The organism is Agromyces sp. Root1464 (genome assembly GCF_001427265.1).
Lineage (GTDB): Bacteria > Actinomycetota > Actinomycetes > Actinomycetales > Microbacteriaceae > Agromyces > Agromyces fucosus.
In genome coordinates, this window is record NZ_LMFU01000002.1 from 1,924,685 (window position 1) to 1,948,531 (window position 23,847).

Annotated in this window: 20 protein-coding genes and 1 pseudogene; 11 read left to right on the plus strand and 10 right to left on the minus strand. The window is 71.6% G+C overall.

The window, feature by feature from the left end:
• The first annotated feature begins 15 nt into the window (after positions 1-15).
• Complete coding sequence (gene purD / locus ASD23_RS14485) at positions 16-1,353, plus strand: phosphoribosylamine--glycine ligase (protein ID WP_056011996.1); 1,338 nt, start codon at positions 16-18, stop codon at positions 1,351-1,353.
• 27 nt (positions 1,354-1,380) lie between these two features.
• Positions 1,381-2,331: a phosphoribosylaminoimidazolesuccinocarboxamide synthase gene (locus ASD23_RS14490; protein WP_056011999.1), complete on the plus strand. Its 951-nt coding sequence runs from the start codon at positions 1,381-1,383 to the stop codon at positions 2,329-2,331.
• 48 nt (positions 2,332-2,379) lie between these two features.
• Here the strand turns inward: ASD23_RS14490 and ASD23_RS14495 are convergent, their stop codons facing one another.
• Positions 2,380-2,907, minus strand: a complete 528-nt coding sequence (locus tag ASD23_RS14495) for a DUF1269 domain-containing protein (RefSeq protein WP_082571474.1) — start codon at positions 2,905-2,907, stop codon at positions 2,380-2,382.
• A gap of 200 nt (positions 2,908-3,107) precedes the next feature.
• Between ASD23_RS14495 and ASD23_RS14500 the strand changes: the two genes are divergently transcribed.
• On the plus strand, positions 3,108-3,950 hold the full coding sequence (locus ASD23_RS14500; protein ID WP_056012004.1) for a VOC family protein: 843 nt from the start codon (positions 3,108-3,110) through the stop codon (positions 3,948-3,950).
• A 107-nt stretch (positions 3,951-4,057) separates the two neighbouring features.
• On the opposite strand, the gene ASD23_RS14505 is transcribed toward ASD23_RS14500, so the two are convergent.
• Positions 4,058-4,708, minus strand: coding sequence for a TetR/AcrR family transcriptional regulator (locus ASD23_RS14505; RefSeq protein ID WP_056012006.1), 651 nt, complete (start codon positions 4,706-4,708; stop codon positions 4,058-4,060).
• A gap of 228 nt (positions 4,709-4,936) precedes the next feature.
• On the opposite strand from ASD23_RS14505, the gene kynA reads away from it, so the two are divergent.
• The 3 genes from kynA to ASD23_RS14520 are packed head-to-tail and all read left to right on the plus strand — an operon-like array spanning position 4,937 to position 8,069.
• Positions 4,937-5,794, plus strand: a complete 858-nt coding sequence (gene kynA, locus ASD23_RS14510; RefSeq protein WP_056013327.1) for a tryptophan 2,3-dioxygenase — start codon at positions 4,937-4,939, stop codon at positions 5,792-5,794.
• A 2-nt stretch (positions 5,795-5,796) separates the two neighbouring features.
• Positions 5,797-6,813: an amidohydrolase family protein gene (locus ASD23_RS14515; RefSeq protein ID WP_056012009.1), complete on the plus strand. Its 1,017-nt coding sequence runs from the start codon at positions 5,797-5,799 to the stop codon at positions 6,811-6,813.
• Positions 6,814-6,845: 32 nt separating this feature from the next.
• The gene (locus ASD23_RS14520; protein WP_082571572.1) at positions 6,846-8,069 is read left to right on the plus strand and encodes a kynureninase; all 1,224 of its coding nucleotides are present in this window, start codon (positions 6,846-6,848) and stop codon (positions 8,067-8,069) included.
• Positions 8,070-8,129: 60 nt separating this feature from the next.
• Here the strand turns inward: ASD23_RS14520 and ASD23_RS19015 are convergent, their stop codons facing one another.
• From ASD23_RS19015 to ASD23_RS14535, 3 genes are read right to left on the minus strand one after another with little or no spacing between them, the layout of a single operon-like run.
• On the minus strand, positions 8,130-10,793 hold the full coding sequence (locus tag ASD23_RS19015; protein WP_056012014.1) for a choice-of-anchor Q domain-containing protein: 2,664 nt from the start codon (positions 10,791-10,793) through the stop codon (positions 8,130-8,132).
• Between the two features lie 58 nt (positions 10,794-10,851).
• On the minus strand, positions 10,852-12,408 hold the full coding sequence (locus tag ASD23_RS14530; protein ID WP_056012017.1) for a DHA2 family efflux MFS transporter permease subunit: 1,557 nt from the start codon (positions 12,406-12,408) through the stop codon (positions 10,852-10,854).
• A gap of 19 nt (positions 12,409-12,427) precedes the next feature.
• Positions 12,428-13,024: a PadR family transcriptional regulator gene (locus ASD23_RS14535; RefSeq protein WP_056012019.1), complete on the minus strand. Its 597-nt coding sequence runs from the start codon at positions 13,022-13,024 to the stop codon at positions 12,428-12,430.
• A 206-nt stretch (positions 13,025-13,230) separates the two neighbouring features.
• Here ASD23_RS14535 and ASD23_RS14540 point away from each other — a divergent pair, with 206 nt between their 5' ends.
• The 3 genes and pseudogenes from ASD23_RS14540 to purQ all read left to right on the plus strand — a co-directional run bounded on the left by ASD23_RS14540 (position 13,231) and on the right by purQ (position 14,872).
• Complete coding sequence (locus ASD23_RS14540; protein WP_056012022.1) at positions 13,231-13,659, plus strand: hypothetical protein; 429 nt, start codon at positions 13,231-13,233, stop codon at positions 13,657-13,659.
• A 170-nt stretch (positions 13,660-13,829) separates the two neighbouring features.
• Positions 13,830-14,063: pseudogene (gene purS, locus ASD23_RS14545) on the plus strand (phosphoribosylformylglycinamidine synthase subunit PurS); the annotation flags it as partial.
• Positions 14,064-14,173: 110 nt separating this feature from the next.
• Positions 14,174-14,872, plus strand: coding sequence for a phosphoribosylformylglycinamidine synthase subunit PurQ (gene purQ, locus ASD23_RS14550; protein WP_056012028.1), 699 nt, complete (start codon positions 14,174-14,176; stop codon positions 14,870-14,872).
• A 69-nt stretch (positions 14,873-14,941) separates the two neighbouring features.
• Here the strand turns inward: purQ and ASD23_RS14555 are convergent, their stop codons facing one another.
• The 4 genes from ASD23_RS14555 to ASD23_RS14570 all read right to left on the minus strand — a co-directional run bounded on the left by ASD23_RS14555 (position 14,942) and on the right by ASD23_RS14570 (position 19,989).
• Positions 14,942-15,661, minus strand: coding sequence for a flavodoxin family protein (locus tag ASD23_RS14555; RefSeq protein ID WP_056012031.1), 720 nt, complete (start codon positions 15,659-15,661; stop codon positions 14,942-14,944).
• A gap of 95 nt (positions 15,662-15,756) precedes the next feature.
• Positions 15,757-17,403, minus strand: a complete 1,647-nt coding sequence (locus ASD23_RS14560; protein ID WP_056012034.1) for a GMC family oxidoreductase — start codon at positions 17,401-17,403, stop codon at positions 15,757-15,759.
• Positions 17,400-18,341, minus strand: a complete 942-nt coding sequence (locus tag ASD23_RS14565) for a diacylglycerol kinase (protein ID WP_056012037.1) — start codon at positions 18,339-18,341, stop codon at positions 17,400-17,402. The genes ASD23_RS14560 and ASD23_RS14565 overlap by 4 nt, the downstream gene beginning before the upstream one ends.
• Before the next feature lies 1 nt (position 18,342).
• Positions 18,343-19,989 carry an FAD-binding oxidoreductase gene (locus ASD23_RS14570; RefSeq protein WP_235507750.1) on the minus strand — a complete coding sequence of 549 codons (1,647 nt, stop codon included), beginning with the start codon at positions 19,987-19,989 and terminating at the stop codon, positions 18,343-18,345.
• 20 nt (positions 19,990-20,009) lie between these two features.
• Between ASD23_RS14570 and ASD23_RS14575 the strand changes: the two genes are divergently transcribed.
• Together ASD23_RS14575 and ASD23_RS14580 are read left to right on the plus strand one after the other, a co-directional pair.
• Positions 20,010-20,606, plus strand: a complete 597-nt coding sequence (locus ASD23_RS14575) for a TetR/AcrR family transcriptional regulator (protein ID WP_056012043.1) — start codon at positions 20,010-20,012, stop codon at positions 20,604-20,606.
• Positions 20,573-22,210, plus strand: a complete 1,638-nt coding sequence (locus ASD23_RS14580; RefSeq protein ID WP_235507751.1) for a glycerol-3-phosphate dehydrogenase/oxidase — start codon at positions 20,573-20,575, stop codon at positions 22,208-22,210. The genes ASD23_RS14575 and ASD23_RS14580 overlap by 34 nt, the downstream gene beginning before the upstream one ends.
• Positions 22,211-22,354: 144 nt before the next feature.
• On the opposite strand, the gene ASD23_RS14585 is transcribed toward ASD23_RS14580, so the two are convergent.
• Positions 22,355-23,842 (minus strand): catalase, encoded by a 1,488-nt coding sequence (locus ASD23_RS14585; protein ID WP_056012046.1) that lies wholly within the window; start codon positions 23,840-23,842, stop codon positions 22,355-22,357.
• Positions 23,843-23,847 lie beyond the last annotated feature (5 nt).

The window sequence follows — 23,847 nt, forward strand, 5'->3', positions numbered from 1 at the left end:
AGGTAGCCTGAACCGGTGAGAATCCTCGTCCTCGGCTCGGGCGCGCGCGAGCACGCCATCATCCTCGCGCTCCTCGATGAGGAGGCCGGCCACGAGATCATCGCGGCGCCGGGCAACGCGGGCATCGCGGCATCCCCCACGTCTTCTGCGCGCGGCAGCGTCACGACCATCGCGCTCGACCCGACCGACCCGGTGCTCGTCAGCGACTACACGCTCGACAACGACATCGAGTTCGTCATCATCGGCCCCGAGGCGCCGCTCGTCGCGGGCGTCGCCGACGCGCTGCGCACCCGCGGCATCGCCGTGTTCGGGCCGGGCAAGGCCGCCGCCGCGCTCGAGGGATCGAAGACATTCGCGAAGCGCATCATGCAGGACGCCGACGTGCCGACCGGCCGTGCCAACCTCGCCGACACGCTCGACGAGGTCGAGACCACGCTCGACGAGTTCGGCTCCCCCTACGTCGTGAAGGCCGACGGCCTCGCCGCCGGCAAGGGCGTGCTCGTCACCGAAGACCGCGACGCCGCCGTGGCGCACGCCGCGCACTACCTGCAGCAGGGCCCCGTGCTCATCGAGGAGTTCCTCGACGGCCAGGAGGTCTCGCTGTTCCTGCTCTCCGACGGCACGAACGTGCTGCCGCTCTCGCCCGCACAGGACTACAAGCGACTGCACGACGGCGATGCCGGTCCGAACACCGGGGGCATGGGCGCCTATTCGCCACTCCCCTGGCTCGCCGACGCCTCCGACGGCCGAGGCGGCCGCTTCGGCAGCGAGGCGGCGTTCGTCGACGAGGTCATCGAGACGATCGCCCTGCCGACCGTGCACAAGCTCGCCGAAGAGCAGACCCCGTTCATCGGCCTGCTCTACGCGGGCCTCATCCTCACCTCGCGCGGCATCCGCGTGATCGAGTTCAACGCCCGCTTCGGCGACCCCGAGACGCAGGTCGTGCTCCCCCGCCTCGAGACCCCGCTCTCCGGCCTGCTTCTGGCAGCCTCGACCGGCGGGCTCGGTTCGCTGCCGCGACCGGTCTTCCGAGCGGATGCCGCGGTCACGGTCGTGCTCGCGAGCGAGGGCTACCCCGAGTCGCCCCAGACGGGCCGCGCCATCGAGGGCATCGAGGCCGCGGCATCCGTGCCCGGAGTGCACCTCGCCCACGCCGCGACCGCGATCGGCGCTGCGACCGGCGACGGCGCCGAAGAGCTGCCGCTCATCGCGACCGGCGGCCGCGTGCTCAACGTCGTCGCCGTCGGCGACGGATTCGCCGAAGCCCGCCGACGCGCGTACGAGGCGCTCGGGCACCTGCGGCTCGACGGCGGCCAGTACCGCACCGACATCGCCGCACGCGTCGCCGAATAGGCCTCTCGTCACCGAATGAAGGAAGCCATGAGCGAATCGCAGGAGTACGCCGACTGGACCCACGTCTACTCGGGCAAGGTGCGCGACCTCTACGTGCCGACCAAGCTGCTCGTCGACGACGACAGCTGGACGGGTGATCCGCTGAGCCTCTCGCCCGTCGTGCTCGTGGTCGCGACCGACCGCGTGAGCGCCTACGACCAGGTGCTCTCGCCCGCGATCCCCGGCAAGGGCGCGATGCTCACGAGCCTCACCCGCTGGTGGTTCGACCAGCTGCCCGAGGTGCCGAACCACCTCGCGCACCCGCTCGACGACCGCCTCGAGGCACTCGAGCTGCCGGAGGTGCCCGCCGAGCTCGCCGAGCGCGGCACGCTCTGCCGCACGCTCGACATGTTCCCCGTGGAGTGCGTCGTGCGCGGCTTCATCACGGGCGGCGGATGGAAGGAATACCAGGAGACCGGCGCCATCGGCGGCTACGCCCTGCCCGAGGGGCTCGCGAACGGCGACCGCCTGCCCGAGCCGATCTACACACCGGCCTGGAAGGCGCCGCTCGGCGAGCACGACGTCAACGTGTCCTATGAGCGCACCGTCGAGCTCGTGGGCGAGGTCGCCGCCGAGCAGCTGCGTTCGCTCTCGCTCGAGATCTTCGCCCGTGCGTCGGAGATCGCCGAGGCGCGCGGCGTCATCCTCGCCGACACGAAGTTCGAGTTCGGCGCCGACCGGGCGACCGGCATCGTCACGCTCGCCGACGAAGTGCTGACGAGCGACTCGAGCCGCTACTGGGACGCCGAGGCGTACGCCACCGCTGCGACGCCCGAGCTGCGCATGGCGAGCTTCGACAAGCAGATCGTGCGCGACTGGCTCTCGGCGAACTGGGATCAGGAGGTCTCAGAGGAGCCGCCGACTCTCCCCCACGAGATCGTCGAGCAGACCGCCGCGAAGTACCGCGAACTGCTCGACCGGTTGACGGCCGGCGCCTGAGCGACAGCTCCGGATGCCGCGACGGCTCGCGCCGCGGCATCCGCTCGCCTATGAGCCGATCGCCTTCGCGATCTTGTCGCCGCCCTCGCTGATCGCCTTCTCGAGGGCCTCGTAGTCGTCTCGATCGATCGCCTTGTCGACCTTCTTGGCGTACTTCGTCAGCACCGCGTCGATGCGGTCGAGGTACTTGTCGTCGAGCACGGCCACGATGGCCGACGACCCCTTCGGCAGGTACTCCTCGAGCTCGAGGCCCACCTTCTTCTCGTCGTGCTTCTTCGCGATCGCGCCCGAGATGGCGCCGACGCCCGCTCCGATGGCCGTCGCGGCGAGCAGCGGGGGTGCGAAGAGGCCGACGACGAGTCCTGCAGCACCGCCGATCCACGTGCCGGCGGCGACCTGGCCGGTGCCGTGCTCGTCGACGGCGACCCTGCCGTCGTCACCGCGACGCATCACGACCGAGGACACGACCTCGAGCTCGGATGACGCCTCGGCGTCTTTGAGCGAGCGGTACTCGTCGGTGGCGGTCGCACCGTCGTCGTAGGTCGCCACGTACAGCACCAGGTTGTCCATGCCCATGTCTTCGTCCCCTCCAGAGGGCTCCCCATGATCCCCGGGAGCCGCGTGCCTCAATCGTAGGGACGGCGGCGCTCGAGCGGCAGTCCCGTTTCCGACGATCTCGATCGGGAATGCGCGGCGCGATCCCCCGGTTATCATTAGTTGTGATTACAACCAATGGAGCGCCGGAGGGCGCCGGGCTGCTCGCCGCCGACACCGGCATGGGCGCCGTGACGCTGCGCGTCGGCGACCTCGACGCGATGATCCGCTACTACCGCGACGCCGTCACGCTCGAACTGCTGAGCCACGACGGCCCGGTCGCGGTGCTCGGCCGCGGCTCGACGCCGATCGTGATCCTCGAGCACGCGCCCGAGCTGCGTCATGCCTCGCCGCGCGATGCCGGACTCTTCCACACCGCGATCCTCTTCGACACCCGTGAAGCGCTCGCGACCGCGATCTACTCGGTGGCCTCGAAGCATCCGGGCACCTTCACCGGCAGCGCCGACCACCTCGTGAGCGAGGCCTTCTACTTCACCGACCCCGAGGGCAACGGCATCGAGCTCTACTTCGACCGCGACCGCTCCAAGTGGAGCTGGACGCACGGAACGATCGAGATGGCGACGCTGTACCTCGACCCCAACGAGTACCTGCGCGAGCACCTCACCGAGGGCGGGGCGGATGCCGCGGCAGCCGGCACCGGCCTGGGCGAAGCCGTCGTCGGCCACGTGCACCTCTCGGTCGGCGACGTCGCGAGTGCCCGCGAGTTCTACGTCGATCGGCTCGGCTTCGAGACCACGGCCGAGATGGGCGACCAGGCGCTCTTCGTCTCGGCGGGCGGGTACCACCACCACATGGCCATGAACACGTGGAACAGCCGCGGCGCCGGCCGTCGCGCGCTCGCGCTCGGGCTCGGCAAGGTCGAGATCGTCGTGCCGAGCGCCGACGACCTCGGCGACCTCGGCGAGCGCATGGGCCACTACCGTGTCGCGACCCGCGACGACGGCCTCACCCTCGCGTTCGACGACCCGTGGGCCAACCTCGTCGTGGTGCGCGCCGCCGGCTGAACCGCGACGTTCGCACCTCCCGCCGAAGTGACGCGAATCGACCTCGAGCAACCGCTCGAGGTCGATTCGCGTCATCTCGACGTGCGCAGTTGGTTGCGCGGCGGCGGTCAGCGCGGCGCGGGCGACGGGCCCTTCGCGTGCGACATGTCGTGGAATTCGTCGAACGCCTGGCCCTCGCCGGGCAGCGGCGTGAGATCGGGTCGGGCGCGCAGCCCGTCGAGCATGACCGCGAGCTGGCGACGCCAGTACGGCAGGTACGCCCCGCCGTATTGCCCCAGCGAGCCGAGCATGTCGACCATGATGCTGAGGTCGACCGCGGTCACGTCCTGACGCAGGGTGCCCTCGGCCTTCGCCCGGGACACCACGGCATCCATCATCGGTGCGAACTCGGTGCCGGGGCGGTGGGTCGGGTCGAGTTCGGCGACGCGACGCATCACCGCCGGCAGGTGCGGCGACGCGACGAGCCATCCGCTGACCAGGTCGAGCCAGAGCTCGATCGCCTTCCACCCGGTCTCCGCGGCGAGGAACTGCGGTGCGAACTCCCGCAGGTCGGTGACCGCGGCGTCGTAGAGCTCGCGCACGAGCGCGTCGCGGTTCGGGAAGTGCCGGTAGACGGTGCCGGCACCGACGCCGGCACGCACGGCGAGCTCGTCGAGCGGCGCGTCGATGCCGCGCTCGGCGAAGAGCTGCTTCGCCTCGGCGAGCAGGCGCTCATGGTTGCGTCTCGCATCACGGCGAGGCGACAGGGATGAACTCACGCTTTCACTGTACGCGCGTCGGTGCCGTATGATTCGGAGGGTCACCTCCGTTTACCCGAATGAACGATGGCGATGACCCGTCTGGGGGGAAGGGTCGCGACGCGGCGGGCACATGCCGGTGCTGCCGGCAAGGGGATGCCCGCCGTGTCGGCCTCCACCCCGCGTGGTTAGGCTGGTGCCGTGACCACTGAGCCAACCGCACCCGGCGACGGCGCCATCGACAGCGCCATCGACGGCGTCGAAGCCAACACCCGCACGATCGAGGCATCCGTCGTCACCGATTTCAGCGATCGCATGAGCTACGGCGGCTACCTCGACCTGCCGACGCTGCTCTCGGCGCAGCGGCCGATCTCACGGCCCGAGCACCACGACGAGCTGCTGTTCATCATCCAGCACCAGACCACCGAGCTCTGGCTGAAGCTCGTGCTGCACGAGCTCGAGACCGCGCGCGACCTGCTGCGCGCCGACGAGCTCGCCCCGGCGCTGAAGTGCATCGCGCGCGTCAAGCACATCCAGAAGACGCTGACCGAGCAGTGGTCGGTGCTCGCGACGCTCACGCCGACCGAGTACGCGCAGTTCCGCGGCGTGCTCGGCAACGCGAGCGGGTTCCAGTCGTACCAGTACCGCGCGGTCGAGTTCGTGCTCGGCAACAAGAACGCGAAGATGATGCAGGTCTTCGAGTCGGATGCCGCGGCGAGCGCGATCCTCCGGCACGCCCTCGAATCGCCGAGCCTGTACGACGAGTTCCTCCGGCTCCTCGATCGCGCCGGGTACCCGATTCCGGCCGAGATCCTCGAGCGCGACGTCACCCAGGCGTGGACCTTCTCCCCCGAGCTCGTGCCGGTGTTCGCCTCGATCTACGCCGACACCTCGGAGCACTGGGCCGCTTACGAGACGTGCGAGGAGCTCGTCGACCTGGAGGACAACTTCCAGCTCTGGCGCTTCCGGCACCTGAAGACCGTCGAGCGCATCATCGGCAGCAAGACGGGCACCGGCGGATCGAGCGGCGCGAGCTTCCTGCGGCGGGCACTCGATCTCACGTTCTTCCCCGAGCTGTACGCCGTGCGCACCGAGATCCCGGGCTGAGCATGCCCGGCCGCCTCGATCCCGCACCGCTCGACCTCGGGCCCGGCGCGCGGCGCGTGCGCCGCTCGATGAGCGCGGAGCACCCGGGCGAGACGGGCACGATGCTGCCGCCGCTCATCGACCACCACGTGCACCTCATGCTGATCGGGCCCGACGCCCTGCGCGACACCGCGCTCGCGGGCGTCGTCGACCTCGGCGGCCCGCTCGACACGATCGCGGCGTACGCCCGTCGTGACGGCGTGCCGCGCGTCGCCTTCGCCGGCAGCTTCCTCACCGCGCCGGGCGGATACCCGTCCGACCGACCGTGGGCCGCGCCAGGCAGCGCGCGCGAGATCGTCGTCGCGGCGGGCGACGAGCGCGCCGCCCTGCCGACGGCCGCCGAGACGGCGGTCGGCGAGCAGCTGGCGTTCGGGGCATCCGTCATCAAGGTCGCGCTGAACCTCGCCGCCGGGCCGGTGCTCGACCCGGTGACGCTCGCCGCGGTCGTCGCGAGCGCGCACGCCGCCGGCGTGCCCGTGGTCGCCCACGTCGAAGGCGAGGGGATGTCGCGGCTCGCGATCGACGCCGGCGTCGACGCCTTCGCGCACACGCCCTTCACCGAGCGGCTCGACGACGCGCTCATCGGCCGGGCGGTGTCGGCCGGGCAGTGCTGGATCTCGACGCTCTTCGTCGCGGGCTACGGCGAGGCGACCCCCGAGGCGGAGATCGAGCTCGACAACCTCGGCCGCTTCCACGCGGCCGGGGGGCGCGTGCTGTACGGCACCGACCTCGGCAACGGCGATCAGCCGCTCGGCCTGAACCCAGCCGAGCTCGCGCTGCTCGTGCGCGCCGGCCTCGGGGCATCCGCCGTGATCGCCGCACTCACCGACCCGTGGCCGGTCGCGGTCGACGGCGCCCTCGCGACCTTCGTTCCGGGCGAGCCGCCCGCGAGCCTCGACGAGCTTCCCGGCTGGCTGGCGACCGCCGACCTCTCGCCCGCCGAAGACCTGCAGCCGTACGTTGATTTGGAGCACCGGTGACCCACGACCCGCATCTCGCCTTCGCCCGCCGCATGGACCGCGCCGACGGGCTCGCGCACTACCGCAAGCGCTTCGCGGGCGCAGAGACCGATCTCGTCTACTTCGACGGCAACTCGCTCGGCCGCCCGCCGGTGTCGGCGATCGAGCGCGTCGAGCGGTTCCTCCGGGAGGACTGGGGCGGCCGGCTCATCCGCGGGTGGGACGAGGCCTGGCTGCAGCTGCCCACCGAGATCGGCGACCGCATCGGCCGCGCCGTGATCGAGGCGAAGGCCGGGCAGACGATCATCGGCGACTCGACCACCGTGCTGCTCTACAAGCTCGCCCGCGCGGCCGTCGACGCCCAGATCGCCCGCGATCCGGCGCGTCGCGAGATCGTCGTCGACACCGACAACTTCCCGACCGACCGCTACGTGCTCGACGGCATCGCGCGCGAGCGCGGCCTGCGCCTGCGCTGGATCGAGGTCGACACCTCGGCCGGCGTCTCGCCGGAGCAGCTCGCCGAGGCCGTCGGCCCCGAGACCGCGCTCGTCGTCGTCTCGCACGTCGCCTACCGTTCGGCGTACCTGGCGGATGCCCCCGAACTCACGCGCATCGCGCACGACGCGGGCGCCCTGATCCTCTGGGACCTCTGCCACTCCGCGGGCTCGGTGCCGGTGAAGGCCGACCTCTGGGGGTTCGACCTCGCCGTCGGCTGCACCTACAAGTACCTGAACGGCGGCCCGGGCTCACCCGCGTTCGCCTACGTGCGCGACGACCTGCAGGCCGCGATCGCCCAGCCGATCCAAGGCTGGTGGGGTACGACCGACATGTTCGCGATGGGGCCCGACTACGAGCCCGTGCCCGACATCCGCCGCTTCCTCTCGGGCACCGCGCCGATCGTCGGCATGCTCGCGATGGAGGAGACGCTCGCGATGATCGAGGAGGCTGGCATGCCGGCACTCCGCGAGAAGTCGGTCGCGCTCACCGAGTTCGCGATCACCCTCGCCGACGACTGGCTCGCACCGCTCGGCGTGACGCTCGCCTCCCCCGCCGACCCCGAGGAGCGCGGCGGCCACGTCACGCTGCAGCACCCCGCGATGCGCGAGGTGACCGCCCGGCTCTGGCAGCAGGACGTGATCCCCGACTACCGCGACCCGGGCGGCCTCCGCATCGGGCTCTCCCCGCTCTCCACGAGTTTCGAAGAAGTGCACCGCGGCCTCGACGCCACGCGCACCACCCTGAAGACGGTGCTGCAGGAGCGCGCCGGGCTCGCCTGATGCGCTCGAGCGGTCAGGGGTGGCGATGCCCGCCCGCTGCATCCGCTCGTGACCGCGTGGTCACCGCAACTGCACCGGTGCCGTGTTCGCATTCAGGATGTCGCCGGCACCGCTCTTCACGAGGATCCCGATCGTGTGGGTTCCGGCCGCGATCGCCTTCGTCGTCTTCACGTCGAACTGGAAGGTGTTCGAGACCGCGTTGTACGTCGCGCATCCCTTCGCCAGGCCGTCGAACATCACCGACACGAGGCATCTCGGTGAGAGGAGTGCCGCAGCTGCGGCATCGCTGATGGACTGCCCGCTCGCGTCGGTCAGCTGGAACCGCACCGGGAGGTTCGACCCCCGCTTGTACGAGGTCTGCGGCACCGGCTGGAGGAAGCCCGAGAATCCGTACGCCACGACGAACTCGCAGTCGACCGTCGTGGTGCTGCCGGCCACGTCGGCACCCGTGAGCGGCCTCGAGAAGACCCCGGTCGCGGCCAGGTCCGTCGCGGTCAACTGGGCGGTGACGGGAGACGACGCCGGGCCCGACAGCGCGTCGGTCACGGTCGCCGAGAGTCCGATCGTCGGCGCACCGCCGACCACGAATCGCGGAGCCGCATCGCAGGTGACGACCGGGGCGGTCTTGTCGACCTTGACCGTGTACTCCGACGTGCTGGTGTTGCCCGCGAGGTCGGTGCAGCTCGCCGTCATCAGGATGGTGCTCCCCTCTCCGGCCGAGGTCGACCCGAGCGTGCAGCGCGACGGGTCGATCCCCGTGCCGCCCACCCCGTCGTACCAACCCCAGTCGACGGCGACATCCGTCGTGCTCCAACCGTCGAGGCCGCTTGGCGACGTGACCGCCGGCGCGGCGCGCGGGGCCGTGGCGTCCGCGCCGCCCTCGAACTCGTACGCGCCGATGTCGACCGAGCCGAACTGCGGCCGGGCGATGCCCCGCTGGTCGTCGAGCGGGGCCGATGCGAGGTCCCCTGTGTTCACCGCCGGACTCAGCCCGCCGACGGCCATCGTCGGAGTGCGCCCCGGCGCATTGAGTGCGAGCGGCGCGAGCTCGGGATCCGCCGACTGCGTGATCGCCGGGCACGAGGTGCGCGCATCGGTGGCATGCGGCGTGACGAGGTTGTTCGTACCGGATGCCGCGACGCCGCCGAGCACGAAGCACTCGTCGCGCCCGGTGTTGCCGGCGACGATCGCGTTGCGCAGCACGAGCGAGGTCGACTCCCCCGTCGTCGGCTTGTAGACGACGACGCCGGCGCCGTCGCCGGTGGACTCGTTGCCGGCGATCGTGGAGTTCGTGATGGTCAACCTGCCGCCGACGGTGAAGATCGCACCACCGGCATCCGCCCCGTTCTGCGCCCCGCCGTCGGTGAAACCGCCGGAGCCTGCGACACCGCGCACCGCGGCATTGCCCGTGAAGGTGCTGTTGCTCACCTCGATGCTCGCGCTGTAGCCGAAGATCGCACCGCCGAGGCCGGCGCCACCGCCGCCGTAGAGTTCGCTGCCGTCGCCGGCGAACGTGCCGCCGACGCCCGGGCCGCCGAAGACGACGCCGCCCGGCGCCCCGCCGCCACCGCCGCCGAAGCCGCCGTCGCCGCCGCTACCGCCGCAGTAGGCGCCGCAACTGAAGACATCGGGCTCGGCCGTGGCCCCGCCGCCGCCGCCACCGAAGCCGCCGTGTCCGCCGTCGCCGTCGTCGTAGGCACCGCCTCCGCCACCGCCGCCGTACGCACCGTCGCCACCGTCACCGCTGCTGAATGCGCCGTCGCCGCCACCGCCTCCGCCACCGCCAGCGCACCCGGCGTCGTCGCCGTCCGCGTGCGCGAGGAACTGATCGAGGACGCTCAGCAAGGCACCCTCTCCGCCGCAGCGGTACCCGCCGGGCGCCGTGTCGAAGATCGAGTCGCCCCCACCGTCGGAGACCGTTCCGCCACCGCCACCGCCGTCGGAGCCGATGATGATGCCTTCGGAACCACGACCCCGAGAGCCGCCGCCCCCACCGCCGTCGGAGCCGCCCCAGCCCCCGAGACCACCACCGCCACCGCCGCCTGATCCACCGATGTCGCTTCGACCGCCGCCGTCACCGCCCGTCGCGATGTTCGACTCGAAGGTGCTCCACTGCACGAGGAGAGCGCCCTCGTGCACGGCGATGGCTCCGCCCGCACCGAGCCCTCCGCCGCCCCCGCGGTTGCCGCCATTGCCTCCTCGAACGGAGAAGTCCCTCACGTGCACCTCGCGGAGATCGAGGTATCCCCCGGCCTGCACGGCGAATGCCCGCACCGGCGTCGTACCGGTGTGCAGGAGGACGGCTCCGCGGCCCTCGATGACGAGGTGGGAGGTGATGATCGGCGTGGCGCTCGGGCCGACGTGGTTGAGCGCGTCGTCGATCACCGCCCCGAACGCGTACGTCGCGCCGGGCGCGAGTTCGATCACGTCGATGCCGCTGCCGGCCGCGCATCCCGTGTCGACGACGGCGCCGCGTCCGTCGGGATCCGGCACGACCGTCGAGTCGTGGTTGGCCGCAAGGATCGCCTCGGGCAGGGTGCAGCCGCCGTCACCGAGTGCCTGCGAGACCGAGTCGACCACGATGACCGAATCGGCCCGTGCCGGACTTGGCGGGGCGGAGAACGCCAGCAGGGCGCCGGTCAGCCCGGCGAGCCCGATGGCCGCGGCGCCGGTACGGAGAGGAATCGAGGCGAGACGCATGATGACCTCCGGCACGGTGGGCATCGACGCGCACCGTCTCCTCGAATCCTCCTCCGCCACCCACGCCGTGGATAGATGAGTACTACTCGGGTTTTGACCCCAGATCGGGGGCGGCCCCGGGAGCCGCACCGACGGTCGCCTGCTCCGCGGCATCCGTCGACGCGGCGGCGCCCTGCTGCTCCCAGTCGACCGTCACCTTGGGCTTGGCGAAGAACAGCACCAGCACGGCGCCGATCGCGAACCCGATGACGGGCAACCACAGCGACTGCGACATCGCGTCGGTGAATCCACCCGCGATCTGCGGCGGCAAGGCCTGGCCCGCCGTGCTCGACTGCTCACCGCCGGCCTCGGCGAACCCGGGGAGGTTCGCCTCGAGGCGGCCGTTCATGAGCGCCGTGATCGCCGCCGCACCGAAGACCGAGCCGAACTGCCGGGTCATGTTGTAGACGCCCGAGCCGGCGCCGGCCTGCTGCGGGGGCAGGTTGCGCGTCGCGGTCGAGGCGAGCGGCGCCCAGATGCCCGACAGGCCGAGGCCGAGGAACGCGGCCGGGATGAGCAGCACCCAGAGGTCGACCTCTGGCGTGATGAGCAGCGACATCGCCGCGAGCGCGCCGGCGGTGATCGTGAACCCCGCGAACGCGATCCACTTCGGGTCGACGCGGTCGGTCAGCCGCCCGATGAAGGGCGCCATCACGCCCGAGACGACCGCCATCGGCACGAGCATGAGCGCGGCCTGCGTGGGCTCGAGGCCGCGGGCGACCTGGTAGTAGAACGCGAGCGGCAGCGGCATGGCGACGATGGCGAACCCGACGAAGGTGATCGCGGCGTTCGAGAGCGCGAAGTTGCGGTCCGTGAAGAGGTCGAGGGGCAGCAGGGGCTCCCTGCGATTGAAGTGCTGCCAGACGACGAAGGCGACGAGCACCACGAGACCCGTGATGATCAGGCCCCACACGGTGATCGGTCCGGTGATGGTGCCCCAGTCGTAGGTCGCGCCCTCCTGGATGCCGAAGATCACGAGGAACATGCCGACGCCACTCAGCACCACGCCGAGCCAGTCGAAGGAGTGCTGGTGCGTCTCGAGCTTGGGCACGAGCCGCAGCGCGAGGATGAACGCGACGACGCCCACGGGCACGTTGACGATGAAGATCCACTCCCAGCCGAGCGAGTCGACGAGGAGACCGCCGAGGATCGGGCCGACGAGCGTCGCGACACCGGCGACGGCTCCCCAGAGGCCCATCGCGGCACCGCGCTGCTGCGGCGGGAAGATGCGCGTGATGACCGCCATGGTCTGCGGGGTCATCAGTGCCGCGCCGAGCCCCTGCACGACGCGCGCGACGATCAGCATGGTGATGTCATCGGAGAGGCCGCACCAGAGCGACGACAGGGTGAACACGGCGAGGCCGACGAGATAGACGTTCTTCGGGCCGAAGCGATCGCCGAGGCGACCGGTGATGAGCAGCGGCACGGCGTACGCCAGCAGGTAGGCGGAGGTCACCCACAGCACCGCGGTGAGGTCGGTGCCGAGGTCGCGCATGATGGCGGGGTTGGCGATCGAGACGATGGTCGAGTCGACCAGGATCATGAAGAAGCCGATGACGAGGGCCCAGAGGGCCGGCCATGGCTTGCGTTCGGTCTGCATGTTGTTCCTCCGGAACGGATCAGGTCTGGGGTGAGGTGCCCGTGACGCCCGTGACGCCGGACGGCCACCCGAGTTCGCCCGAGCGGAGTTCGTCGATGGTCGCCGCGAGCCATTCGGCTTCGGCGGCGAGCATCGCCCTGCTGTAGTAGACGTTCAGCACGACGTGCTTGGGCTTGCCCTTCTCGGCGATGCGCACGGCTGCGGCGTCGTACCAGGCGATGTCGTCGCGAATGGAGTCGAGCCGGTCTGCGAGCAGCTCGACGACCCGCTCGGCCGGCAGGTTGTGCGCCTCGCCGATGGCGAGCGGGAACTCGGGGAACTCGTTGACGTTGCGGCCGAGCATCTCCTCGAGACTCTCGTCGAACGCTGCGCGCCCGGCATCCGTCACGCTGTAGACGGTGCGTTCGGGCCGATTGCCCATGCGCTCGGTGCCGCTCTCGACGATCAGCCCATCGCGTGCGAGCCGCTCGACCGCACGGTAGAGCGATCCAGCACTCACCTTCACGACGCGGTCCTCCCGGCGCGCCAGCATGAGCTGGTACATCTCGTACGGGTGCATGGGTGCGTCGATCAGCATGCCGAGCGCCGAGAAGGCGAGCGGGTTGAGCTGCGACATCCGTACCGCCCTTCTCGTTTCATTATTCCGCTCGGAATAATACGCGTGGAACGCGGGATGTGCAACACGAACCACGGGCGAGCACTACCAGCCCAGCGGTGCCGTGGCAAGCCCAACGGCCGATCCGGGCCGTTCACGGTTCACGAGCGTACGATGACTCGATCATCCGATGAGATGCCCTGATCACCCGGCGAAGGGAGCCACTGATGACTGACACGGACCGCACGACGAACGACGTCACGACCGGCGTGAAGAACGCGACGAACCGCGCGACCCAGACGGCGCAGGAGCGCGTGGAGCGCGCCGCCGACGCCACGAGCAGTGGGGCTGCAGATGCCTCGCGAGCAGTGAAGACGGGCGCCGATCGACTCGGCGACGCCACGAGCCGCGCCGCCGGGCAGACGGCCGGAGCCGTCGTCGACGGGCTGAACGACGTACGCGACTCGGTCGGCGAAGCCGCCGAGACCGTCGCCGCGCAGGCGAGCGCCGCCGTGGCGAACGCGCGCGAGGTCGCCGATGAAGGAGTCGCCTACGTGAAGGCGCGATACCGGGAGAACCCGGGCCTCGTGATCGCCGTGGGCGCTGCGGCGATCGTCGCGCTCGGGCTCCTCGTCAAGGCCGTGAAGCGGCACTGACGGGCCGCTCGCAGCGAGCCGCATCACGCTCGGACGGTCCGGTCGCGATCCACGCGACCGGACCGTCCGCCTCTGCGCGCGCGAGGCAGCGACGACGCGGATGCTTCGATGCCTCCGCGCCCCGGTAGAATCGACGCATCCACACTTTCGACACCGGACGGAGAACCGCGGTGCCCACCATCGTCGTCGACGTGATGCCCAAAGCCGAACTGCTCGACCCCCAGGGGAAGGCCGTCGCCGGCGCCCTCGCCCGCACCGGGCGCACCGGGTTCAGCGGCGTGCGCATCGGCAAGCGTTTCGAACTGACCGTCGACGGACCCGTCGACGACGCGCTCAAGGCCAGCGTCAAGGAGATCGCCGAGGAGATCCTCTCCAACGGCGTGATCGAAGACGTCGTCGGCATCCACTACGAGGTGACGAACGCCGAGCTCGCCGAAGAGGCGTCCGACGCGGCATCCGTCACCGACGACGGCTTCGGCGCACCCGCCGGCGAAACGCACTGAGCGGGGTCGCCATGCGCATCGGTGTCATCACCTTCCCCGGCTCGCTCGACGACCGCGACGCGCAGCGCGCGGTACGCCTCGCCGGTGCCGAGCCCGTCGCCCTCTGGCACGGCTCGCACGACCTCGAGGGCGTCGACGCGCTGATCCTGCCCGGCGGCTTCAGCTACGGCGACTACCTGCGCTGCGGCGCCATCGCGTCGCTCAGCCCGATCATGACCGAGCTCGTCGCCGCGGCGAACGCCGGCATGCCCGTGCTCGGCATCTGCAACGGCTTCCAGATGCTCACCGAGGCCGGCCTCCTCGAGGGTGGGCTCATCCGCAACGACCACGGCTCCTTCATCTGCCGCGACCAGGTGCTCACGGTCGAGAACGCGTCGACCGACTGGACCGGCGACTTCGAGGCCGGCCAGCAGATCACGATCCCGCTGAAGAACGGCGAGGGCGGCTTCATCGCCTCCGATGAGACGCTCGACCGGCTCGAGGGCGAGGGCCGCGTGGTCTTCCGTTACGTCGACGTGAACCCCAACGGCTCGCTCCGCGACATCGCGGGCATCTCGAACGCCCGCGGCAACGTGGTCGGCCTCATGCCGCACCCCGAGCACGCGGTCGAGCCCGGCTTCGGCCCCGACACCGCCGCCGCGATGCGCTCCGGCGTCGACGGCCTCGGCTTCTTCACGAGCATCGTCAAGCGCGCCCTCGTCGAGGCGTAACGTCACAACGTGAACACCGCGAAGGGCGGCCCGATCGGGCCGCCCTTCGTCGGTTCCGGCGCCCAGTGGTCAGCGGTACTCGGGATTGGCCTCGAAGCCGGAGTGGTCGCCGGCGTCCCATTCGGCGCGCAGGTTGCCGCCGGCCGGAAAGCCGCCGGCATCCTTCAGCAGCCGCGCGAGGTGCAGGAGGTTGTAGGTCATGAACGTCGTGTTGCGATTGGTGAAGTCGTTCTCGGGCCCGCCCGAACCGGGATCGAGGTAGCTCGGGCCGGGGCCCGCCTCGCCGATCCATCCCGCGTCGGCACCCGGTGGAATGGCGTAGCCGATGTGCTGCAGGCTGTAGAGCAGGTTCATCGCGCAGTGCTTGATGCCGTCTTCGTTGCCCGTGATGATCGCGCCGCCGACCTTGCCGTAGTAGACGTACTGGCCGCGATCGTTGAACTCGCCGCTCATCGAGTAGAGCCGTTCGACGAGCCGCTTCGTGACCGAGGCGTTGTCGCCGAGCCAGATCGGCCCGCCGACGACGAGGATGTCGGCCGCATCGACGAGCGGCCACACCTCGCCCGGCCAGGCATCGACCGGCCAGCCGTGCTCGCGCATGTCGGGGTAGACGCCGGTCGCGACGTCGAGGTCGACGAACCGCAGCGTGTCCACGTGCACGTCGCGCTCGCGCATGAGGGCGATGCTCGCGTCCATGAGGCCCTGGGTGTTGCTGGGCTCGGGACTTCGCTTCAGCGTGCAGTTGACGTAGAGGGCGCGGAGGTCTGAGAAATCCGGGAACTCGGACATGGCGCCGATGGTACTCGCGGGCGGAGCCGCCCGACAGTGCCTGAACGGCCTGCCGGGCGAGTTGGCCCGCGGTCACCCGCGTCTCAGGGCGCGTCTCAGCCTCGCTCCGCGAGCAGCTCCTCCTGCGTGGGTCGCGCATCGGCCGCGCTCCGCCTCGGCCAGTACGACAGCGCGCGCTCGGCCATCGCCGTGATCGTGAGCGACGGGTTGACGCCCGGGTTCGCGGGCACCGCGGCACCGTCGACGACGTGCAGACCCGGGTGGCCCCAGACGCGGTGATACGGGTCGACGACACCCCGTTCGGGATCGCCCGCGACCACCGCCCCGCCGAGGAAGTGCGCGGTGAGCGGGATGCCGAACACCTCGGGCCACGAGCCCCGCGCCGCCGCGGGCACGCCGCCGGCCGCCTGCATGCGGGCAGCGATCGCCTGGGCCGCGAGATGCGCGCCGGGCAGGTGGCTCGGGTTCGGCTCCCCCTCGCCCTGGGCGCTCGTGAGCACCGGGCGCCCGAACCTGCGACGGAGCGAGAGGGTGAGCGAGTTGTCGGCGGTCTGCATGACGAGCGCGATGATGCCGCGCTCGCTCCAGCGGTGCAGCGAGCTCAGGCGCAGGGTCGTGATCGGATGCCGCAGCGCGCCGCCGAGCAGCGCCCCGAGTCGCCCGAGGAGGGGGCGGCCGCCGGGCACGAGGCCCGTCGCGAGCATGCCCATGAGGTTCGACCCGGGACCGTATCGCACGTTCTCGACGTGCGTCCGCTCGTCGACGTGGAACGAGGTGGTGATCGCGACGCCGCTCGCGAGACCGAGCCCGTCGGGCACCGACACGGCGACCGCGCCGTCGAGCGCCTCGGAGTTCGTGCGCGTGAGCCGCCCGAGCGCGTCGGACAGACGGGGCAGTGCGCCCGAGTCCTTCATGCGGTGCAGGAGCTGCTGGGTGCCCCACGTGCCGGCGCCGAGCACGACCTGATCGGCGCTCACCGTGCGGCTGGCGCGGCCGAACCACGCGCCGCTCCGCACGGTCGTCACGTCGAAGCCGCCACCGGGACGCTCGCGGACCTCGACGACGGTGCGGAGCGGCTCGATCGTCGTGCCCAGCCGTTCGGCGAGCGCGAGGTAGTTCTTCGCGAGCGTGTTCTTGGCGCCGACCCGGCAGCCGACCATGCAGTTGCCGCAGAGCGTGCATCCGGTGCGGTCGGGGCCGTCGCCGCCGAAGAACGGGTCGGGAACCGTCTCGCCCGGTCGGCCGAACCAGACGCCGACGGGTGCGCGCCGGAACGTGTCGCCGACACCGAGGTCGTTCGCGGCATCCGCCATGATCTGCTCGACCGGGCCGGAGTGCGGGTATTCGGCGACGACGCCGAGCATGCGCTTCGCCGTCGCGTAGTGCGGCGCGAGCTCGGCCCCCCAGTCGGCGAGGTCGCGCCACTGCCGATCCTCGAAGAACGCGGGGCCGGGTTCGTAGAGCGTGTTCGCGTAGTTCAGCGAGCCGCCGCCGACGCCGGCGCCGGCCAGCACCATGACGTGCGGCAGCTTGTGGATGCGCTGCACCCCGAAGCATCCGATCGCGGGCGCCCAGAGGTAGCGCCGCAGGTTCCACGAGGTCTTCGCGAAGTCGGCGTCTTCGAAGCGGCGGCCCGCCTCGAACACGTGCACGCCGTAGCCCTTCGACGCGAGGCGGAGCGCCGCGACGGAGGCGCCGAATCCCGAGCCGACGATCACGACGTCGTGGTCGAAGCCGGTCATGCCGCGAGCTCCTGGGCGTCGCTCGCTGCCCCGACTGCCACGGGCACGAGAAGAGTGAGCCCCCCGCGCACCGCCCGGATGCGAGCCCTCCCGGATCCGACCCGCTCACCGTCGGCGTAGATCACGAGCCCCGGCGCATCGACCTCGACGAGCGCCGCCCGCGCGGTCGTCACCTCGGGCCGGGCGACATGCGCACCGCGGAGGAGGAGCGGGAAGAGCCGCACGAGCTTCACCCGCGAGAGCGGCGCCACGTGCGTGACGTCGAGCAGGCCGTCGTCGGGCGCGGCGTCGGGGCACACCGGCATGCCGCCGCCGTAGCTGCGGGTGGAGCCCACGGCGATGAGGGTGCCGGGCATCGGATGCATCGCGCCGCCGTCGAACGCGACGGAGAACGGCATCGGGCGCAGGCGCGCGACCTCGATCAGGATCGCCAGGTAGTAGCGGACGCGCCCCCGCGGCCATCTCAGGCGATTGGTGCGCTCGCTGACATGCGCGTCGAAGCCGAGCGCGGCGACGGTCAGGAAGCGCGCGACGCCCGCCGCCGACTCCACCTCGCCGACGTCGATCGCGCGGGGTGTGCCGTGCAGCGCGAGCTCGGCTGCGGCGGAAGCGGCATCGGATGCCTCGAACGGCAGGCCGAGGGCGCGCGCGAGGTCGTTGCCCGTGCCCGCCGGGACGAGCGCGATGGGTACGCCCGACCCGACCACGGCGTCGAGCACCGAGGAGAGCGTGCCGTCGCCGCCGACGACCACGAGGGCGCGCGGTCGGCCGGCGACCGCCTCGCGCGCGAGCCGGCGGGTGTCGTCGACCGAGTCGCCCGCGAACACGCGCACCTCGGCGTCGAGCGCCTCGAGGCGTTCGACGGCGCGCACGGCGGCGGCGGCACCCCGACCGCGGCCGGAGCTGGGGTTCACGAGCACGGCGATGTGCCCGGTCATGTCAGTTGCTCCCGTGCTCGAGCAGCGCGCCGGGGTTCATGACGCCGGCGGGGTCGAGTTCGTCCTTCACGGCGCGGAGGATCCGCAGCCCGACGGGCCCGATCTCGCGCTCGAGCCAGGGGGCGTGGTCGCGGCCGACGCCGTGGTGATGGCTGAGGGTGCCGCCGCCGGCCATGATCGCGTCGTTGACCGCCGCCTTCACCGGCTCCCACGCCTCGAGCTGGTCGCCCTTCACCCCCGCGAGGATCGTGAAGTAGAGCGCGGCGCCGGTCGGGTAGACGTGCGACACGTGGCAGAGCACGAGTGATTTCGCACGCTGCTCCGCGAAGCCGTCGGTGATCGCGGCGGTCACGTCGCGCTTCAGCCGCTCGAGGTTCGACCACGTGGTCGCGGTCTCGAGGGTTTCGCAGAAGACGCCGTGGTCGAGCAGGGCGTCGCGCAGGTACGGCGCGTTGAATCGGCCGTGCACCCACTCCTCGGCCGCCGCGGGCCCGGCCGAGACGCCGCCCGCCTCGCGCAGCACGTGCGCCGTGCGGGCCTGCCGCTCGGCCGCGTGCTCGGCGTCGCCCTCGAAGATCGTGATCGCACTGGCACCCTTCGCGAGCGCCTTGCCGATGCGCCCGACCTGCGCGAGCGAGACGCCGGTCTCCGCCTCGTCGGAGAGGCGGATGACGGTGGGGCCGGTGCCGAGCTGGGCGACCCGGCGCAGCGCGTCGGCGCCCGCCGCGAAGTCGGGGAAGGTCCAGGCCTCGGCCAGGCGAGTCTCGGGCGCGGGGTGCACGCGCACCCGCACCTCGGTGATGACGCCGAACGCTCCCTCGGAGCCGAGGAAGAGGCGCAGCAGGTCGGGCCCGGCGGCCGACCCGGGCGCACGGCCGAGGTCGAGTTCGCCGGTCGGGGTCGCGACGCGGAGGCCGGTGACCATCGCATCGAAACGGCCGTTTCCCGCGGAGTTCTGCCCCGAGGAGCGCGCGGCGGCGAACCCGCCGATCGTCGCGTAGCGGAAGCTCTGGGGGAAGTGCCCGAGTTCGAAGCCGTGCGCGCCGAGCAGCCGTTCGGCCTCGGGGCCGGTGGTGCCGGCCTGCAGCGCGGCCTCGCCGCTCGTCTCGTCGAGGGAGACGAGGCCCGTGAGCCGGCGCAGGTCGAGCGCGATCACGGCGTGGTGCCCACCCCGCTCGGGGTCGAGCCCGCCGACGACGCTCGTGCCGCCGCCGAACGGCACGACGGCGATGCCGCGGGCACCGGCGAGGCGCAGCACTTCGACGACCTCGGCGTGGTCGGCCGGAGAGACGACCGCGTCGGGAGCGGCCTGTCGATGCGCACGCCGACGGAGCAGGTCCGGCGTCGAGCGCCCGCCGGAGTGACGGATGCGTGCATCGTCGTCGCTCGCGACGTGCGCGTCGCCGACGATGGCGGCGAGGGCGGCCCGGTCGGCGTCGGCGAGTGCCGACGGTGCGAGCTCGACCTCGTCGAGCGCCACGGCGGCGTCGGGCTTCGCCACGCGTCCGAGCATCACCGGCAGCAGGGCTCGCACTGCGAGCGGCAGTTCCTTCGCCTTCGCAGGGTCACCCCAGCCGTTCCACCGCATCGGGGTGGATGTCTCGTCGCCGGCGCTTGCGGCAGTGGGTGAAGCGTCTCCGTCGACCATGCGTTACAGTGTGACACATCATGGAAGATCGTCAAGCACTCCTGCTCGACCGGCCCGTCTGGGACGAGGCCGAGATGCGCATGCTCGACGCCGCCGTCGAGCTCATCGCCGTGCGCGGGTCCGGCGGGGTCACCGTCGCCGAGGTCGCCCGCAACGCCGGGGTCAGCCGCCCCACTGTGTATCGCCGCTGGGCGAGCGCCGACGAGATCGTGCGCGCGGCACTACTGCGCGCCACCGTCTCGCTCATCGAGCAGTTCCCCGAACCCGCGCAATCGCGAGCCGACCTCGTGCGCGACGTGATGCGCTTCTCGGAGCTGTTCCGCACCGACCCGCTCTACGGCCGCCTGCTCGACCGGGAACCCGAGGTCTTCACCCGGTACACGCTGCAGCGCATCGGCCAGAGCCAGCGCGTCATCCTGCAGTGGCTCGCCACCGCGATCGAACTCGCCCAGCGGGGCGGTTCGGTGCGAGCCGGCACGCCGAGCGACCTCGCGGTCATGCTCCTGCTCATCGCCCAGTCGGCGATCCTCTCGCACAACACCGTCTCCGCCCTCATCGACGAGCCGCATTGGAGCAGCGAACTTTGGCACGCACTCGACGGACACCTCCGCCCCTGATCCCCGCCGGCACCGGCTCGGGCGGCGCCGCGCACTCCCCTGCGCTGAACGCCGGCCGTCGCTCACGTGAGCTCGACGCGCTCGCCGCGCGCACCGAGCCCGTCGACCTGCTCGTCATCGGCGGCGGCGTCACGGGCGCGGGCGTGGCCCTCGACGCCGCGAGCCGCGGGCTCTCGGTCGTGCTCGCCGAAGCGCACGACCTCGCCTTCGGCACCAGCCGCTGGAGCTCGAAGCTCGTGCACGGCGGGCTGCGCTACCTCGCCACCGGCGACATCGCGGTCGCGCGGGAGAGCGCCGTGGAGCGGGACATCCTGATGACGCGCGTTGCGCCGCACCTCGTGCGGAGCCTCCCCCAGCTGCTGCCGTTCGTGCCCGCGGTCTCGGCGAAGCAGCGCGTGTTCGGCGGCATCGGCATGGGCATGGGCGACGGGCTGCGCATGCTCGCCCGCACGCCGGGCGACGTGCTGGCGCACCCCCGCCGCATCGGTCGCGATGAGGCGTTGCGGCTCGCTCCCGCCCTGCGCCGCGAGGGCCTGCGCGGCGGAGTGCTCTCGCATGACGGCCAGCTCGTCGACGACGCCCGGCTCGTCGTCGCCCTCGCGCGCACGGCCGCCGCCTACGGGGCGACCGTGCTCACGCGGGTGCGCGTCTCGGACGCGGATGCCGACGGCGCGATGCTCGACGACGCGACCGGCGGCGGCTCGCTGCGCGTGCACGCCCGGGTCGTCGTGAACGCCGCGGGCGTGTGGGCGGGCGAACTCGACCCCGGCATCCGCATGCGCCCGAGTCGAGGCACCCACCTCGTGCTCGATGCCGCGGCGCTCGGGCACCCGACGGCCGCCCTCACGGTGCCGCACCCGGGATCGATCAGCCGCTTCGTCTTCGCCCTGCCGCAGCAGCTCGGCCGGGTCGTCGTCGGTCTCACCGACGAGGACGCCCCCGGACCGGTGCCCGACGTGCCCGTCCCCCAGGACTCCGAGATCGACTTCCTGCTGCGCACCGTCTCGACGGCCCTCGAGCGCCCGCTCGGCCGTGACGACGTGCTCGGCGCCTTCGCCGGGCTGCGTCCGCTGATCGACACGGGCGGCGACGGCGCGACCGCCGACATCTCCCGCCGGCACCACGTGGCCGTCTCCGATGCCGGGCTCCTCAACGTGCTCGGCGGCAAGCTCACGACGTATCGGGCGATGGCCCGCGACGCCGTCGACCTCGCGTGCCGGCATGCGGGCCTCGCGGACCCCGGTTGCCGTACGGCGTCGCTCGGCCTGGTGGGAGCGCCCGGCTCGGCGGTGTCGGTCACGGGCACGGGCCCGGCCGCGGTCGCCCGCCCCGGGCTGCCCGCCTCGCTCGTCGCGCGCTTCGGCGCCGAGGCATCCGCTGTGCTCGATCTCGCCCGCTGCGCCGACCCGGCCGCGCGCATCGCACCCGGCCTCGACGTCACGCGCGCCGAGATCGAATTCGCGGTGACCTCCGAGGGGGCGCTCGACGTCGACGACGTGCTCGATCGGCGCACCCGCATCGGACTCGTCGCGGCCGACCGCCAGCTGGCGCACGCCGCGGTCGCCGAGATCGTCGACGAGGCACTCGCGCAGCAATCGAGATGACGCTTCTCGTCGCTTCTCATCACCGCATACCGACAACACGTGTCATCTCGATGCTGATGGGGGCAGTGGCACGAGCATGAGCAGCAGCGCACGCGAACGGGCCCGGATGCCGCGCGGCATCCGGGCCCGTTCAGAAATGCCCGACTACGCGGCAGCACCGTCCGCGGCGGCGACGGCCGTCGCGTGCGTCTCGCGGAGCACGGCCCCGAGGTCGGCGTCGACGTTCGTCCAGTACTGGAAGAAGCGCTCGCGGATCTCGTCGATCGTGATCGACGCGGCCTGGCCGGCGAGCGTCGCCTGCAGTCGCAGCTTCGCCTCGGCCGAGTAGACCTCGCGGTAGAGCGTGCCCGCCTGGCCGAAGTCGCTGTCGTCCGAGCGCAGCGTGTACGCGGCGCGCACGAGCTCGCCGTCGCTCTCCCAGCCGCCCTCGGCCGCGGCCTCGGGCGACGCCACGGGGCCGCCGAACGAGTTCGGCGCGTAGACCGGCGTGCTCGGCGCGTTGAATCCGTGACGCTGGGCGCCGTCCTGCGAGTAGTTGGCGACGGATGCCGCGTGCGGCGCGTTCACCGGGATCTGGTTGTAGTTCGTGCCCACGCGGTACCGCTGCGCATCGGGGTAGCTGAAGACGCGCGCCATGAGCATCTTGTCGGGGCTGATCGCGATGCCCGGCACCGTGTTCGCGGGCGAGAACGCCGCCTGCTCGATCTCGGCGAAGAAGTTCTGCGGGTTGCGGTCGAGCGTGAGCGTGCCGACCGGGATCAGCGGGTAGTCCGCGTGCGGCCACACCTTCGTGAGGTCGAACGGGTTGAACCGGTACGTCTTCGCGTCGTCGTACGGCATGACCTGCACGTGCAGATCCCACTTCGGGTGGTTGCCCGCCTCGATCGCCTCGTGGAGGTCGCGGCGGTAGTAGTCGGCGTCGGCGCCGGCGATCGCCTCGGCGCTCTCGGCGTCGAGGTGCAGGTCGCCCTGCTGCGAGCGGAAGTGGTACTTCACCCAGAACTTCTCGCCCTCGGCGTTGATCCACTGGTACGTGTGCGATCCGAAGCCGTGCATCTCGCGCCACGACTTCGGCAGGCCGCGATCGCCCATGAGGTAGGTGACCTGGTGAGCCGACTCGGGCGAGAGGGTCCAGAAGTCCCACTGCATGTCGGCGTCGCGCAGGCCCGATCCGGGCAGGCGCTTCTGCGAGTGGATGAAGTCGGGGAACTTGATCGCGTCGCGGATGAAGAACACGGGCGTGTTGTTGCCGACGATGTCGTAGTTGCCCTCGGTCGTGTAGAACTTCACCGAGAAGCCGCGCACGTCACGCCAGGTGTCGGGCGAACCCTGCTCGCCGGCGACGCTCGAGAAGCGCAGCAGCGTCTCGACCGTCGATCCGGGCTGGAACGCTGCGGCGCGCGTGTACGCCGAGACATCCGCGGTCACCTCGAAGCGGCCGAAGGCGCCGCCGCCCTTCGCGTGCACGATGCGCTCCGGGATGCGCTCGCGGTTGAACTGGGCGAGCTTCTCGACCAGGTAGCGGTCGTGCAGCACCGTCGCTCCGTCGGCGCCGATCGTGAGGGAGTGGGCGTCGCTGGCGACCGGGGTTCCGGTCTGCGTCGTGGTGGGCGTGGTCGTGTGTTCCGACATGCGTC